General features: G+C 54.7%; 10 protein-coding genes and 1 riboswitch. Of the genes, 4 read left to right on the top strand and 6 right to left on the bottom strand.

Translation table 11 applies throughout. The features are described 5' to 3' along the window. Positions 1-20: 20 nt before the first annotated feature. Positions 21-3,704 carry a methionine synthase gene (gene metH / locus LH22_RS01010; protein ID WP_038649728.1) on the top strand — a complete coding sequence of 1,228 codons (3,684 nt, stop codon included), beginning with the start codon at positions 21-23 and terminating at the stop codon, positions 3,702-3,704. A 119-nt stretch (positions 3,705-3,823) separates the two neighbouring features. Here the strand turns inward: metH and LH22_RS01005 are convergent, their stop codons facing one another. The 5 genes from LH22_RS01005 to pgi all read right to left on the bottom strand — a co-directional run bounded on the left by LH22_RS01005 (position 3,824) and on the right by pgi (position 9,793). Then, positions 3,824-5,914 (bottom strand): YjbH domain-containing protein, encoded by a 2,091-nt coding sequence (locus LH22_RS01005; protein WP_038643721.1) that lies wholly within the window; start codon positions 5,912-5,914, stop codon positions 3,824-3,826. Then, positions 5,914-6,651 carry a capsule biosynthesis GfcC family protein gene (locus LH22_RS01000; protein WP_038643719.1) on the bottom strand — a complete coding sequence of 246 codons (738 nt, stop codon included), beginning with the start codon at positions 6,649-6,651 and terminating at the stop codon, positions 5,914-5,916. The genes LH22_RS01005 and LH22_RS01000 overlap by 1 nt, the downstream gene beginning before the upstream one ends. Further along, positions 6,648-7,295 carry a YjbF family lipoprotein gene (locus LH22_RS00995; RefSeq protein WP_038643717.1) on the bottom strand — a complete coding sequence of 216 codons (648 nt, stop codon included), beginning with the start codon at positions 7,293-7,295 and terminating at the stop codon, positions 6,648-6,650. Before LH22_RS00995 ends, LH22_RS01000 begins: the two co-directional genes overlap by 4 nt. Before the next feature lie 78 nt (positions 7,296-7,373). Further along, complete coding sequence (gene yjbE / locus LH22_RS00990; RefSeq protein WP_034827112.1) at positions 7,374-7,622, bottom strand: exopolysaccharide production protein YjbE; 249 nt, start codon at positions 7,620-7,622, stop codon at positions 7,374-7,376. A 524-nt stretch (positions 7,623-8,146) separates the two neighbouring features. Then, entirely contained in the window at positions 8,147-9,793 is a 1,647-nt protein-coding gene (gene pgi, locus LH22_RS00985) for a glucose-6-phosphate isomerase (RefSeq protein WP_038649725.1), read from the bottom strand. A gap of 394 nt (positions 9,794-10,187) precedes the next feature. Continuing rightward, positions 10,188-10,382: riboswitch (Lysine riboswitch) on the top strand. 109 nt (positions 10,383-10,491) lie between these two features. On the opposite strand from pgi, the gene lysC reads away from it, so the two are divergent. After that, the gene (gene lysC / locus LH22_RS00980; protein ID WP_038643715.1) at positions 10,492-11,847 is read left to right on the top strand and encodes a lysine-sensitive aspartokinase 3; all 1,356 of its coding nucleotides are present in this window, start codon (positions 10,492-10,494) and stop codon (positions 11,845-11,847) included. Positions 11,848-12,137: 290 nt separating this feature from the next. Next, positions 12,138-13,061: a ketopantoate/pantoate/pantothenate transporter PanS gene (gene panS / locus LH22_RS00975; RefSeq protein WP_038643713.1), complete on the top strand. Its 924-nt coding sequence runs from the start codon at positions 12,138-12,140 to the stop codon at positions 13,059-13,061. 42 nt (positions 13,062-13,103) lie between these two features. On the opposite strand, the gene LH22_RS00970 is transcribed toward panS, so the two are convergent. Then, the gene (locus tag LH22_RS00970; protein WP_034827091.1) at positions 13,104-13,697 is read right to left on the bottom strand and encodes a YhgN family NAAT transporter; all 594 of its coding nucleotides are present in this window, start codon (positions 13,695-13,697) and stop codon (positions 13,104-13,106) included. Positions 13,698-14,019: 322 nt separating this feature from the next. Here LH22_RS00970 and asd point away from each other — a divergent pair, with 322 nt between their 5' ends. Beyond that, positions 14,020-15,129, top strand: coding sequence for an aspartate-semialdehyde dehydrogenase (gene asd, locus LH22_RS00965; protein ID WP_038643710.1), 1,110 nt, complete (start codon positions 14,020-14,022; stop codon positions 15,127-15,129). Positions 15,130-15,317 lie beyond the last annotated feature (188 nt).

The raw sequence follows: 15,317 nt of genomic DNA, 5'->3' as shown, positions 1-15,317 counted from the left end.
ATGACGTGGACGGGGCGAGAGTGAGCAACAAAACCGAAATGCTGCATCAGCAGCTGGCACAGCGCATTATGATTTTGGATGGTGGCATGGGCACCATGATCCAGAGTTATAAACTGAGTGAAGCAGATTTCCGGGGCAGCCGTTTTGCCGACTGGCCCTCTGATTTAAAAGGCAATAACGATCTGTTAGTGCTCACCAAACCGGACGTTATTCGCGAAATTCATGATGCTTATCTCGCCGCTGGCGCAGATATTCTGGAAACCAACACCTTCAACTCCACCACCATTGCGATGGCCGATTACGCGATGGAAGCTTTGTCAGCGGAGATTAACTTTGAAGCGGCAAAACTGGCGCGTGCCAGTGCGGATGCATGGACGGTGAAAACACCGGACCGACCGCGCTATGTTGCGGGCGTGCTCGGTCCCACCAACCGCACCTGCTCCATTTCGCCCGATGTGAACGATCCTGCCTTCCGTAACGTCACCTTTAATCAGCTGGTGGAAGCCTATTGCGAATCAACGCATGCCCTGATTGCGGGTGGCTCCGACCTGATTATGATCGAAACGGTGTTCGATACTCTGAATGCCAAGGCGGCGATTTACGCTGTGCAGGTCGAGATGGAAGCGATGGGCGTGAAGCTGCCGGTGATGATCTCCGGAACCATCACCGATGCCTCGGGTCGCACGCTCTCCGGGCAAACCACCGAAGGTTTCTACAACTCACTGCGTCACGCCGAGCCGCTGTCGTTCGGCCTCAACTGTGCGCTGGGCCCGGACGAGTTGCGTCAGTATGTGCAGGAGCTATCCCGTATTGCGGAAGGCTATGTCACTGCCCACCCTAACGCCGGATTGCCGAATGCGTTTGGTGAATATGATTTAGATGCGGCAACCATGGCTGAACAGATCGGCGAATGGGCGCGAGCTGGCTTTCTCAATATCATCGGCGGCTGCTGCGGTACCACGCCGGAGCATATCGCGGCGATGGCGGCGGCGGTTGAGGGCGTTGCACCCCGTCAGTTGCCTGAGATCCCCGTTGCCTGCCGTCTGTCCGGTCTGGAACCCCTGAATATTCACGCTGATTCACTGTTTGTGAACGTCGGCGAACGCACCAACGTCACCGGTTCGGCCAAATTTAAGCGTCTGATTAAAGAAGAGAAATATAACGAAGCGCTGGATGTGGCGCGTCAGCAGGTGGAAAGTGGCGCGCAAATTATCGATATCAACATGGACGAAGGCATGCTGGATGCGGAAGCTGCGATGGTGCGCTTCCTCAACCTGATTGCCGGTGAACCCGATATCGCACGCGTACCGATTATGATCGACTCCTCCAAGTGGGAGGTGATCGAGAAAGGGCTGCAGTGCATTCAGGGCAAAGGCATCGTTAACTCCATTTCGATGAAAGAGGGCGTTGAGCCGTTTATCGAACACGCGCGCAAAGTGCGACGCTACGGTGCCGCTATGGTGGTGATGGCGTTTGACGAAGTCGGCCAGGCGGATACCCGCGCACGCAAAATCGAAATCTGTCATCGCGCCTACAAGATCCTGACGGAAGAGGTCGGTTTCCCGCCAGAAGACATTATTTTCGACCCAAATATCTTCGCAGTCGCCACCGGTATTGAAGAGCATAATAACTATGCGATGGACTTTATTGGTGCCTGTGAAGACATCAAACGCGAACTGCCGCATGCGATGATCTCCGGCGGCGTCTCTAACGTGTCGTTCTCTTTCCGCGGTAACGATCCGGTGCGTGAGGCGATTCATGCGGTGTTCCTCTATTACGCGATTCGCAACGGGATGGATATGGGCATCGTCAACGCCGGGCAGCTGGCGATTTATGATGATTTGCCCGCAGAACTGCGCGAAGCGGTGGAAGATGTGGTGCTGAACCGCCGCGACGATGGCACTGAGCGTTTGCTGGAGCTGGCGGAGAAATATCGCGTTAGCAAGAGCGACGGTGAGCAGGAGAAGCAGCAGGCCGAATGGCGTAGCTGGGACGTGGTCAAGCGTCTGGAATACTCGCTGGTAAAAGGCATCACTGAATTTATCGAGCTGGACACCGAGGAGGCGCGTCAGGCTGCCGCACGGCCCATTGAGGTGATTGAAGGGCCGCTGATGTCCGGCATGAACGTGGTCGGCGATTTGTTCGGCGAGGGCAAAATGTTCCTGCCGCAGGTGGTGAAATCGGCGCGCGTGATGAAGCAAGCGGTGGCCTATCTCGAACCTTATATTGAAGCCAGCAAAGAAGCCGGGCGCAGCAACGGTAAAATCGTGCTGGCGACGGTGAAGGGCGATGTGCATGACATCGGCAAAAACATCGTCGGCGTGGTTTTGCAGTGTAATAACTACGAAATTATCGATCTTGGCGTGATGGTGCCAGGTGACAAAATCCTGAAAACCGCCATGGCTGAAAATGCCGATATCATTGGGCTTTCTGGGCTGATTACGCCATCACTGGATGAAATGGTCAACGTGGCGAAAGAGATGGAGCGTCAGGGCTTCACCATCCCGTTACTGATTGGCGGTGCGACCACGTCGAAAGCGCATACGGCGGTGAAGATCGAGCAGAACTACAGTGGTCCAACGGTGTATGTGCAAAACGCCTCGCGTACCGTGGGTGTTGTCTCTTCACTGCTCTCCGAAAGCCTCAAAGAGGAGTTTGTGGCACGCACGCGCAAAGAATACGACACGGTGCGCATTCAGCACGCACGTAAAAAGCCACGTACGCCGCCGGTCAGCCTGCAAACCGCACGCGACAACGATTATGCCATCGACTGGGAAAGCTACACGCCGCCAGTCGCGCATCGCCTTGGGGTCAGCGCGGTTGAAGCCAGTATCGACACGCTGCGTCACTACATCGACTGGACGCCGTTCTTTATGACCTGGTCGCTGGCGGGGAAATACCCACGCATTCTCGAAGATGAAGTGGTGGGTGAAGAGGCTAAACGCCTGTTTGCCGATGCCAACGCTATATTGGACAGGCTCAGTGAAACCGGCACCCTCAATCCGCGTGGCGTAGTAGGGATTTTCCCGGCAAACCGCGTCGGAGACGATATCGAAGTCTACCGTGATGAAAACCGCGATCAGGTGATAGGTGTGAGCCATCACTTACGTCAGCAGACCGAGAAGACTGATTTCGCCAACTACTGCTTAGCTGACTTTGTTGCACCGAAATCCAGCGGTAAAGCCGATTATCTCGGCGCTTTTGCGGTGACCGGTGGGCTGGAAGAGGATGCGCTGGCCGAAGCGTATGAGCAGCAGCATGATGATTACAATAAGATCATGGTTAAGGCGCTGGCAGACCGTCTGGCAGAAGCTTTTGCCGAATATCTGCATGAGCGGGTACGTAAGGTGATTTGGGGCTTTGCCGCCCATGAGAACCTGAGCAACGAAGAGTTGATTCGCGAAAATTATCAGGGCATTCGTCCTGCTCCGGGCTATCCGGCCTGTCCGGAACACACGGAGAAAGCGCAAATCTGGCAGTTGCTGGATGTGGAGACGCACACTGGCATGAAGCTCACGGAGTCCTTTGCTATGTGGCCGGGCGCGGCAGTATCCGGCTGGTATTTCAGCCATCCGGACAGCAAATACTTCGCTGTGGCGCAGATACAGCGCGATCAGGTGGAAGATTATGCGGCGCGTAAAGGGATGAGTGTCAGCGAGGTTGAGCGCTGGCTGGCACCGAATCTGGGTTATGACGCGGATTGATGGGCTGATGGCGTAAAAGGACACGCAGAGCATGCAGTCGGGGCCCAATCAGGCAAGGCCCCGAGACCTCCAGGTGAGCACCTGGAGGTCAACGCCTTTTCAACCTACCACACTTGTCGTTAATTAAACCGCGCATCACGATCTGAGGTCATGTCATACAGCTGATATTTACGCCCCAGCATCTGTCCGCCATCACGCGTTAGCGGCACCCAATTCACCTGCGCACGCCCACGAGTTGGCGTCACGGTAAACAGATCCATTGGAATCGAGATATAGAAGCCTTTGGTGAAGTCGCCTTCGCCATAGGCCTCGGCGGACACGTTGGTTTTGGTGGCGTAGAAGCCGACCATCACACCGCTGTCGAAGCGCTTCGACACATCAACCGTCACACCTTTATCTTTCGCCAGATATTCACCGACGCTGGCTTTCACCAGCACATCCTGCATGAACCATGGGCGCCAGTACGCGGTGAAGTGTCCGGTTGGGGCTTTGTAGTCGGTGAACTGCATCATGTTGTCCCAGTCACGTTGTTTCACGTAGTTGGCATCAACACCAAAAGCCCAGTTGCTGTCTATCGGACGATACAACACTTCACCACCCACGCCGCCGTACATGGTTTCGAGATAACCGCCGTACACCTGGCCATAGAAGCCATTGCCGAGATACCCCATGTAGTTGGCTTGCAGGTCATTAACGTAAACATTGTTCTCGACGTAGTCGCGAATATGGGTTCGCACGCGCGGCAGGGTGGAGTCAGCCGGCGCGCCATTGTAGTTAAATTTGTCGTAGTTATTGGCGAGGTTACCAAACAGGCTGCCGCTAACCAGCAGGTGATCAGTCAGTGCGTAATCAACGCTGCCCATCACGCCCAGTTGGTACATGTAGAAGCTTTCAGGCCCACCAACCGACTGATTGAGCACCGGTGCCAGATTGTAGTGAAGGCGATCTTTGCGGATAAAGAAGCCTTGTTCAGTCTCGCCTGGATCGACCGGATTCTCACGCGTCTGCTGCAGCGGCTGCTCATGACCCAGCGGGTAACCGCTGAGTTCGTTATGCAGGCTGGCAACGTCGGTGCGAGTGGTCACCTGCGGCATATTGAGACGCGACTCGGTGACATCTATGGTATCAATGCCGGCCGGCAGGTTGTTCATGATGATGCGATTGGCACGATCGACGCCTTCGCGCGTATCGCGATATTTCGTCTGTTCGCCAGAGACATACAGCGTACTGCCTTTGGTCTGGATGCGCGGACCGCTTAATCCGGCGTTGTACTTCAGATCGGTCAGCTGGTTGGCTACCACCGTCGGTTGCAACAGATCGCCCTGCGGCTGCGGATGGTAAGCCGGTTTGGCACTATCAATGTGCGACTGGCGCAGATCGTTGAAGTTAGTGCGCACGGTCACGCCAAACATAAAGGTGTTGCCACGCTCATAGCTGGCGTTGATATCGGCCCAATCCGTCAGGCGATAAATCGCTCCAACGTTGACCTTGCTGCGCTGTTCCAGACGTCCGGCAAAGTCATCCTGATAGTCATTACCTTCATATTCCAGCTTCAGGCGTAGCGGCTGCCAGGGGGTTTGATACTCCACGCCGCCAAACAACGCTGCCGGGCCGTGGAACATCTGGGAACCATTGATAGAACCCGCTGAGCCACCGCCGGTGCGGCTACAGAAGCTGTCGCTATAGGAGCAGAACGGGTTTTTGATGCTGCCGCTGTTACCGAGATAGCCCCAGCCGATGCCCATGGTGAAATCAAACGGTCCCCAGGCTTTGGTTGCCACCAGATATTCACTGTCAAACAGGCCGGTACCGCCCAAATCACGCGATCCGACTGCCACTTCAGGCAGCCAGTAGCTCTCCTGCCACAGACGCAGTTTCACATCGAAGGCTTTGTCTTTATAACTTTGATCGCCACTGAAGCCTTCAACTGCGCTATAGCGACGCGTGCGCACGTCAGTGTAACGCACGGTGGTTTCCAGCCATGGGAACAGCTGCAGCGAAGCAGAGTAGTAGCGATATTGATCGTTATCGCGGAAGTTCAGGCTGAATTCGCCCTCTTTCGCCATACGTGCCGTGGGGGTCTGCATCAAACCCACGCCGCCGAAATCCGATTGTGATGGCCCGATGGGTTCCGGCCAGGTTTCCGCGTGCACCTGGCATGCCGCAGAGACAGAAGCAGCCAACAGGCTGAGAAGTAATTGTTTTTTCATCAGTCTGGAATCCGGTGTGTCAGAACAGAAAGCATGCGCGCATTCAAATCAGCTTTGCCCCAGGGCAGGCTCCACGAGGTAAAGCCCAGCCAGATGATGCTGCCGGGTGCCACTTCCACGTGACGTTGATTCCAGTAGGCGACCGGCACCTGCTGCATCTGACCGGAAGGCGAGATCACCGTTGCGAAACTGCGCTCGGCTCCTGACAGGCGATCGTGCGTATCAAGGTAATCACGCACGGTACGACCGGGTTGCCAGCTTGCTTTGCCGGGATGTTCCAGCGCGCCGAGTATCAGCACCTGATTCGGTTGCGGCAGCGTGTAGAGGTCGTAGCTGCCCTGCAGCGTGCGATTGGCTTCTGGACGCAGGCGCACCCAATCAGGATCGAGCGCAGTGAACTGGCGCCCGGTGACCTGTATCGCGCTGAGCTGGTGGATCACCGCGCCAATGGTCGCTGCCAGCGTATCGCCGCTGTCAGCCTGCCAGGTGCGTAAATCAGCCAGCAGCTGTTTCTGTTGTTGCTGTGCCACCGCCGTAGCGCCACGTTCAGCGATCACCGTGCCGGGCCACCAGGTGTGTATTGCCGGGTTGGTGACCAGCTGCGCCAGATTCTGTGCATGATCGATCTGCAGGCTGTTTTGGCTGTGCAGGTCATGCACCGTGACCTGACTATCTGCCAGCGCATAACCGGCCGTCAGCAGCGCGATGGCCGTTAACAGAGGGGAGATTATTTTCATGATTTCGCCGGCTTCAGAATAGTGGTTTCAACAGGGAAGGCATCTGCGGCGAGCATTTGATTTGCCTGCAAAACGCTGCCATCACGGTTATCGATCCAGAAGGTGTTTTGCCATTCTGCGCCGACATCATCCATTCGCACGGTCTCGATCCAGACACGGCAGGGCACGCGCTCACCAGCGATGTTCAGCACGGTGTCATCGCCGCGCTGAAAGGTGGAAATGGCGGTGGCAGCGCGCACTTTCTCTTTCTCACGCCACTGCACCACGCGGGTCCAGCTGGCATTGTTTTGCAGATGCAGCGCATCGGCGAGCGGATCCTGCGCCAGATTGCTGACCTCATCAAGATTGCTGGTCAGCCCCAGCGTTTTGACCAGCCTGCCATGCTGCATCACCAGCATCGCCTTATCCTGAGTGATCCATTTCTGTTGGCCGTTTTCGTCGTAACCGAGCACCACAAAAATGCGTGGTCCTTCATTGATTCGCGCATACAGGCTGGCGTAAGGGAGACTGGCGACCTGCTCATCGGTGACGGTGACATCATCCGGACCGTTCACGGCCAGCATCACGGTTTGTTCCAGGCCTTTTTGCGTTTGTGTGCAGGCCTGCAGCAGCAGGCAGAAAAGCAGCAAGGAGAGTCGGTGCACTGTGTATATCCCTGTCAAAAAATAAAACCAGGCAAAAAATAACCACACGGCTGTGTGGTTATGTTTAAAGGTGCTACATCAACGCGTGGTGCTCGTTGTGGTGGTCGTTGTTGTGCCGGTATTTGCGCCGTCGCCACCGCCAGCAGCAGCGATGCCGAGACCGACTAACGCGCCCAGTGCGCCGATACCTACAGCGGTAGTGGCACCGGTCGAGATTGCTCCCGCCTGCGCACCTGCTGCAGCACCAGCTTCTTCCGGTGCGGCAATCGCAGCGGAAGAAACGGCAACGTAAAGTAAGGCTGCGCCGGCAACCATCAGTTTTTTCATAACAACGTTTCCTGCATTTTTAGAAACAAATGAATGAAGGATGTACCCTAATTTCGGGCGCGTTCAGTATAGGGCAACAAATTACCAGAGTTCATCGCCAGTAAAAGAGGGTGAAAATCAGAGGTTATTCTGGTGATAAATACGGCGAATTGGCGATAGCTGCTTTTTTTTAATGAAGATTTTTACGAGGGTGGAATATTTGAGTGGCTGAGATTGATGCGGCAGGATTTTTCACTTTTTCATTAAAAAAATGGTACGGAATAGGAATAATCAGAATTTCCTGAACAGGGTTTAATTTTAATAACTGTTTAATCAATCAGATACATATTATAAGCGGCTTATTTAGATCCATTTTTTGATCAATGAACTGTCGTTGTTGAACGGCAACTTCCGATTTTCCTTAGACCATTTTAAGAATTATCTAACCGCGATGGGGCCACTCAGTATCAAATTTAGGAGGATAACCGCATGTTTGACAAAAATAAGGCGGCAATGAAGCCGCCTTATTCGTATCGGCAGGAAAATTAACGCCAGGATTTGTAGCGGTTAATTAAGCCATTAGTGGAACTGTCATGGCTGTTAATCTGCGCTGCATTTTCCAGCTCTGGCAGAATACGGTTTGCCAGCTGTTTGCCCAATTCAACACCCCATTGGTCAAAGGTGAAGATGTTAAGAATCGCGCCCTGAGTGAAGATCTTGTGTTCGTACAGCGCAATCAGTGCACCCAGGCTGAACGGGGTGATTTCACGCAGCAGGATGGAGTTGGTTGGGCGGTTACCTTCGAACACCTTGAACGGCACGATGTGAGCAACAGACTCAACGGATTTACCGGCATCGGTAAACTCTTTCTCAACCACATCACGAGATTTACCAAACGCCAGTGCTTCGGTCTGCGCGAAGAAGTTCGACAGCAGTTTCGGATGGTGATCGGTCAGTGCGTTGTGGGTCTGCGCCGGGGCGATAAAGTCGCAAGGGATCAGTTTGGTGCCCTGATGAATCAGCTGATAAAACGCATGCTGGCCGTTGGTGCCTGGCTCGCCCCAAATAATTGGGCCGGTCTGGTAATCCACCGGATTGCCTTCGCGATCCACGTACTTACCGTTGGACTCCATGTTGCCCTGCTGGAAGTACGCCGCGAAGCGGTGCATGTACTGGTCGTAAGGCAAGATGGCTTCGGTTTCGGCACCAAAGAAGTTGTTGTACCAGATACCAATCAGTGCCAGCAGCACTGGCAGGTTCTGTTCGGCTGGTGTGTTGGCAAAGTGGTTGTCCATAGCATGCGCGCCGCTCAGCAGCTGTTCGAAGTTCTCGAAGCCCACTGACAGGATGATCGACAAGCCAATCGCTGACCACAGTGAATAGCGACCGCCGACCCAGTCCCAGAACTCAAACATGTTGTCGGTATCGATACCGAACTCGCCCACCGCTTTACCGTTGGTCGACAGCGCAGCAAAGTGTTTGGCGACATGCTGCTGATCGCCCGCGGTTTTCAGGAACCAGTCGCGCGCGCTGTGGGCGTTGGTCATGGTCTCCTGCGTGGTGAAGGTTTTAGACGCCACGAGGAACAGGGTAGTTTCCGGGCTGAGATCTTTCAGCGTTTCGGCAATGTGCGTGCCATCCACGTTTGAAACAAAGTGCATGTTCAGGTGATTTTTATACGGGCGCAGCGCCTCCGTCACCATGAATGGACCGAGATCCGAACCGCCGATACCGATGTTCACCACGTCGGTGATCGCTTTGCCGGTATAACCTTTCCACTCGCCGCTGATGATGCGCTCAGAGAAGCCTTTCATCTTCGCCAGCACCGCGTTCACTTCTGGCATCACATCTTTGCCATCAACAATGATTGGCGTGTTGCTGCGATTACGCAAAGCAACGTGCAGCACGGCACGCTCTTCGGTGCGGTTGATCTTCTCACCAGAGAACATGGATTTGATGGCGCCCGCCAGATCGGTCTCTTTTGCCAGCGCCTGTAACTTATCGAGGGTTTCCTGGGTGATGCGGTTTTTTGAGAAATCCACCAGCATCTGATCGTCGAAAGTGGCAGAGAATTTCGCAAAACGATCGGCATCATCTTTAAACAGGTCGGCGATCTGCACCGATTTCATCTGGTCAAAATGCTGCTGCAGCGCTTTCCAGGCTGCGGTTTGTTTCGGATTGATATTTTTCATGGCAACACTCTTGTTGAAATAAGAACCGTCATTCCAGCCGGGCGCGTCCTGCTGGCCCAGCGTGCTAAGCATTTCTTGTGGCTGATACGCTACCGCGAACGGGTTTCAGTATGACCACAGTTGCAAACGAAGGGAAAAAATTTGTGACCGTGGCCGCAAGGTTTCAGGTTAATCCGGCGGCGATTGTCGATGTTCTGGCAAACAAATTCCCTGTGCCGCATCAGCAAAAAGCCGCGTTTTTGCGCGCCGTTGACTACTTTAGGCGGGTGCGAGCACCAGCGTTTGTTCTGCGATGCGCTGGCGTAATGCTAAAAAAGAATTTTCAACGTGTTGCAAGGCTGGACAGCGGAAGAATTAATCAGTATTTTGTGCCCGCGACTTGCACCTTTGGGTGCAAGCCAGAAGAGGCGCGTCGCCCAGGCAGTGTGTTTGAGGATCCGTATCCAACGACAACACATCATGGGGTGCGACGCCGAGATGGAACAACACGCGGAGTGTTGTCCTGTCGGCTGCAGGGGCTGAATCCTCTGGGTTGTCACCAGAAGCGTCCGCAGTCGGACGTTTCGCAAGGTGAAGTGCTTTTGGTGACTCATCTCCTGATCTTGTCTGTCCAATTCTGCTCTTCTCTTGTGCCAAGGCTGAAATCACCGCTTCCGTTTAACAACGGGAGAAAGCTAATCTGACACGAGGTTCGTTACATGTCTCAAAATCTGATCGTGGCGAAATTTGGCGGCACCAGCGTTGCCGATTTTGATGCCATGAACCGCAGCGCGGATGTTGTGCTCTCCGATGCCAATACCCGTTTAGTGGTGCTCTCTGCGTCTGCTGGCGTGACTAATCTGCTGGTTTCTCTGGCTGAAGGCCGGGAACTGGAGCAGCGCGCGCACCTGCTGGACGAAATTCGCAATATTCAATACGCCATCATTGATCGCCTGCAATCCCCTGAAGTGATTCGCCAGGAGATTGATCGCATGCTGGAAAATATCCTGATGCTGGCGGAAGCCACTGCGCTGGCGACATCACATGCGCTGACCGATGAGCTGGTGAGCCACGGTGAGCTGATGTCGACCCTGCTGTTTGTGGAGGTCCTGCGTGAGCGTCAGGTCAATGCCGAATGGTTTGACGTGCGTAAAGTGATGCGCACCAGCGACCGTTTCGGTCGTGCTGAGCCTGATGTTGCCACGCTGAAAGAGCTGTCCACCGCGCAACTGGCTCCACGTGTTGCAGAAGCGCTGGTCATTACTCAGGGCTTTATTGGTAGCGAAGGCAAAGGGCGCACCACCACGCTGGGACGTGGCGGCAGCGACTATACCGCAGCACTGTTGGGGGAAGCCCTGCAGGCGTCGCGTGTGGATGTCTGGACCGACGTGGCCGGTATCTACACCACCGACCCACGCGTAGTGCCCACCGCGAAACGCATCGAAGAGATCACCTTCGAGGAAGCGGCTGAAATGGCGATTTTCGGGGCGAAAGTGTTGCATCCGGCGACCTTACTGCCTGCGGTGCGCAGTGACATTCCGGTGTTCGTGGGTTCAAGCAAAGATCCGGCTGCGGGTGGCACGCGCGTGTGCAATGAAACCCAGAATCCGCCGCTGTTCCGTGCGCTGGCGCTGCGTCGTAAACAGACGCTAATGACGCTGCATAGCCTGAACATGCTGCACGCGCACGGCTTCCTGGCCGAAGTGTTTGCGATTCTGGCCCGCCATAACATCTCCGTCGATCTGGTCACCACTTCAGAAGTGAGCGTGGCGCTGACGCTGGACACCACCGGTTCTTCGACCACCGGTGAAAGCCTGTTGACGCAAGCACTGCTGACTGAGCTCTCTTCACTGTGCCGCGTGGAAGTGGAAGAGAACCTGGCGCTGGTGGCCATTATCGGCAATAACCTGTCGAAAGCCTGCGGCGTCGGCAAAGAGGTGTTTGGTGCCCTTGAGCCGTTTAACCTGCGCATGATCTGTTACGGAGCCAGTAGCTATAACCTGTGCTTCCTGGTACCAACGCCAGACGCAGAAGAAGTGGTGCGCGCGCTGCATAAGAATCTTTTTGGTTCTTAAGGCAACTTTTTAGCGCAATCCATCAAGCCGGACCTGGTCCGGCTTTTTTATTTTTGCGACAGGCAACAGGCGTGTGATATCTCGTTCACTGCCCTAAATGTAGCGGATATCTTCGCTGTTTACCCGGATTTGCCGCAGACGATCCGCATTTTATCCTGCCAGCGACTTCCCGCCTTACGTCACGATAATGAAATGTTATGATCCCGCGTCCGTCGCTGTGGTCGTTCCCCGCGCGGCACTTCATCTGTGGCATATGAAATAAATTAAAAAATATCTAAGGAAGTCTCTCCATGCTCGCCAAATTAACCCGCCTGTTCCCGCTCTGGGCCGTGCTGCTCTCGGTAGCGGCGTATTACTCACCCTCGACGTTCCTCGGCATTGGGCCGTGGGTGACTTATCTGCTGATGCTGATCATGTTCGGCATGGGCGTCACTCTGAATATTGATGATTTCAAACGTGTGCTGACGCGTCCGGCACCGGTTATCGCCGGCACCTTTTTGCACTATCTGGTGATGCCACTCGCCGCCTGGGGCCTGGCAAAACTGTTCCATATGCCGCCGGATCTCTCGGCTGGGATGATTTTGGTAGGCAGCGTGGCCAGCGGCACCGCGTCCAACGTGATGATCTATCTGGCAAAGGGCGATGTGGCCCTGTCCGTGACCATCTCTTCAGTGTCTGCGCTGGTGGGTGTTTTCGCGACGCCGCTACTGACGCGCTTCTATGTCGATACCCACATTCAAGTTGATGTGATCGGCATGCTGCTCAGCATCGTTAAAATCGTGGTTATCCCGATTGGTCTGGGTCTGATCATCCACCACTCGATGAACAGCGTGGTGCGCCGTGTTGAGCCTTATCTGCCGGCATTTTCCATGGTCTGTATTCTGCTGATTATCAGCGCAGTGGTAGCGGGTTCTCAGGGCTTTATCGGTTCTGTCGGCCTGGTAGTGATTGCGGCGGTGATCCTGCATAACGCCATCGGCCTGCTGGGCGGTTACTGGGGCGGCAAGCTGTTTGGCTTTGACGAATCTACCTGCCGCACGCTGGCGCTGGAAGTGGGTATGCAGAACTCAGGTCTGGCAGCCACACTGGGCAAACTTTACTTCTCACCGCTGGCCGCGTTGCCGGGCGCGCTGTTCTCGGTGTGGCACAATCTGTCAGGTTCACTGCTGGCGGGTTACTGGTCGGGCAAACCGATAGAGAAGAAGCAGAAATAATAATGCGAGCGGGCGACCAATGAGCCGCCCGCTGTCTATTCGCTACAGTTTCAGATAAGCGCGAATCCCATCCAGAAACATCTGTGTTGCCAGCATAATCAAAATCAATCCCATTAACCGCTCCAGCGCGTTAACGCCTTTGTCACCCAACAGGCGTAAAAACAGTCCTGACATCAGCAGAATGACCACGGTAACGCCCCAGGCAATCAGCAATGCGCCAACCAAATGTGACATCTGATTAGGATATTGATGTGACAGCAGCATCAGCGTGGCTAACAGCGAAGGACCTGCGACCAGCGGAATCGCCAGCGGCACCAGAAACGGCTCTTCACCCGCCGGTAATCCGCTGGTGCTGGTTTCGCCAGAGGGGAAAATCATGCGAATGGCGATGAGGAACAGGATGATACCACCAGAGATCGAGACGGTTTCGGTGCGCAGATTGAGGAACGCCAGAATACGTTCGCCGGTAAACAGGAACAGCAGCATGATGATCAGTGCGATCAGCATTTCACGTATCAGCACCGCACGTCGGCGCTTGGGTTCGAGATGCTTGAGCACCGACATAAAAATCGGCAGGTTGCCCAGCGGGTCCATAATTAACAGCAGCAATATGGTCGCAGATATCATTTCAGTCATAGGTAAAAGCCATCCCTTTTTCCCGTCATTTTTTAAACTGAGGTGCGTTGGCGACGACAGGCTTCCGAAACGCTGACTCGCGTAGCCGATCGAGAGACTCCGAATTTCCGCCTTTCCGTACCTCGAGTCACTGAGGGGAGTATTAGTTGTACTGCTGAAAAAGTTGGCGCAATCGAATTAATTCACTTGCCAGAAAGCCTGCATTTTGTAGAGTTGGAGGTCGCAGGTAAACCTGATTATTACGCAGATCAACTGGATATTCCGCTTGGTCTTTTCCTCGCACCACGAAGGGCACAGTGAAAACGCCCCGGACGGACAGAAAATGAAGAATGTAGGCTTTATTGGTTGGCGTGGCATGGTCGGCTCTGTGCTGATGTCACGCATGAGTGAAGAACGTGATTTTGATGTGATCAATCCGGTCTTCTTCTCCACGTCTCAGCTTGGTCAGGCGGCACCGACATTCGGCGGCAAGTCGACCGGTGCGCTGCAGGATGCTTTTGATATCGAGGCGCTGAAGGCGCTGGATATTATTATCACCTGCCAGGGCGGTGACTACACCAGTGAAGTCTATCCGAAGCTGCGTGAAAGCGGCTGGCAGGGTTACTGGATTGATGCAGCCTCCACGCTGCGCATGAAAGATGACGCCATCATCATTCTCGATCCGGTAAACCACAACGTGATTCGTCAGGGCCTCGACAACGGTATCAAAACCTTCGTCGGCGGTAACTGCACCGTCAGCCTGATGCTGATGTCACTCGGCGGCCTGTTCGCTAACGATCTGGTGGAGTGGGCGTCTGTCGCCACTTACCAGGCGGCCTCCGGCGGCGGCGCACGCCATATGCGTGAACTGCTGACGCAAATGGGCATGCTGCACAACCACGTGGCAAAATCGTTGCAAGATCCGGCCTCGGCGATTTTGGAAATTGAACGCAGCGTCACCGATTTCACCCGTTCTGGCACTTTGCCGACCGACAATTTCGGCGTGCCGTTAGCCGGCAGCCTGATCCCGTGGATCGACAAGCAGTTGGATAATGGCCAGACGCGCGAAGAGTGGAAAGGCCAGGCAGAAACCAACAAAATCCTGCGTACCAGCAGCCCCATCCCGGTTGATGGTCTGTGCGTGCGTGTCGGCGCACTGCGCTGCCACAGCCAGGCGTTCACCCTGAAGCTGAAAAAAGATATTCCGCTCAACGAAATCGAACAGCTGCTGGCTTCTCACAACGAGTGGGTGAAAGTGGTGCCAAACGACCGCGAAATCACTATGCGTGAGCTGACGCCTGCGGCCGTCACCGGCACGCTGACCACGCCAGTTGGCCGACTGCGCAAGCTGAACATGGGGCCGGAATACCTTTCTGCCTTCACCGTGGGTGACCAGTTGCTGTGGGGCGCGGCTGAACCGCTGCGCCGCATGTTGCGTTTGCTGATCGACTAAGCGCAGCGACAAATCAGACAGGCCGGGGTTTCCCGGCCTTTTTTGTAATCCAGGCTGCAAAACTTAACGCAAATTGCGCCTGACAAGTGATCCGCTTCCCCTTTTTGCTCGTCTAACAAGATTTTTTTGCTTTCCCCCCTGGCTTCTGCCAGCCCCAAGCTATGATTTAACAGTGATGTGCCGGTTGT

This window comes from Pantoea rwandensis (assembly GCF_000759475.1).
In the GTDB taxonomy this organism is placed as follows: Bacteria; Pseudomonadota; Gammaproteobacteria; order Enterobacterales; family Enterobacteriaceae; genus Pantoea; species Pantoea rwandensis_B.
The sequence above is the reverse complement of the archived record's forward strand: the minus strand, read 5'-3'. Positions and strand labels throughout refer to the sequence as shown.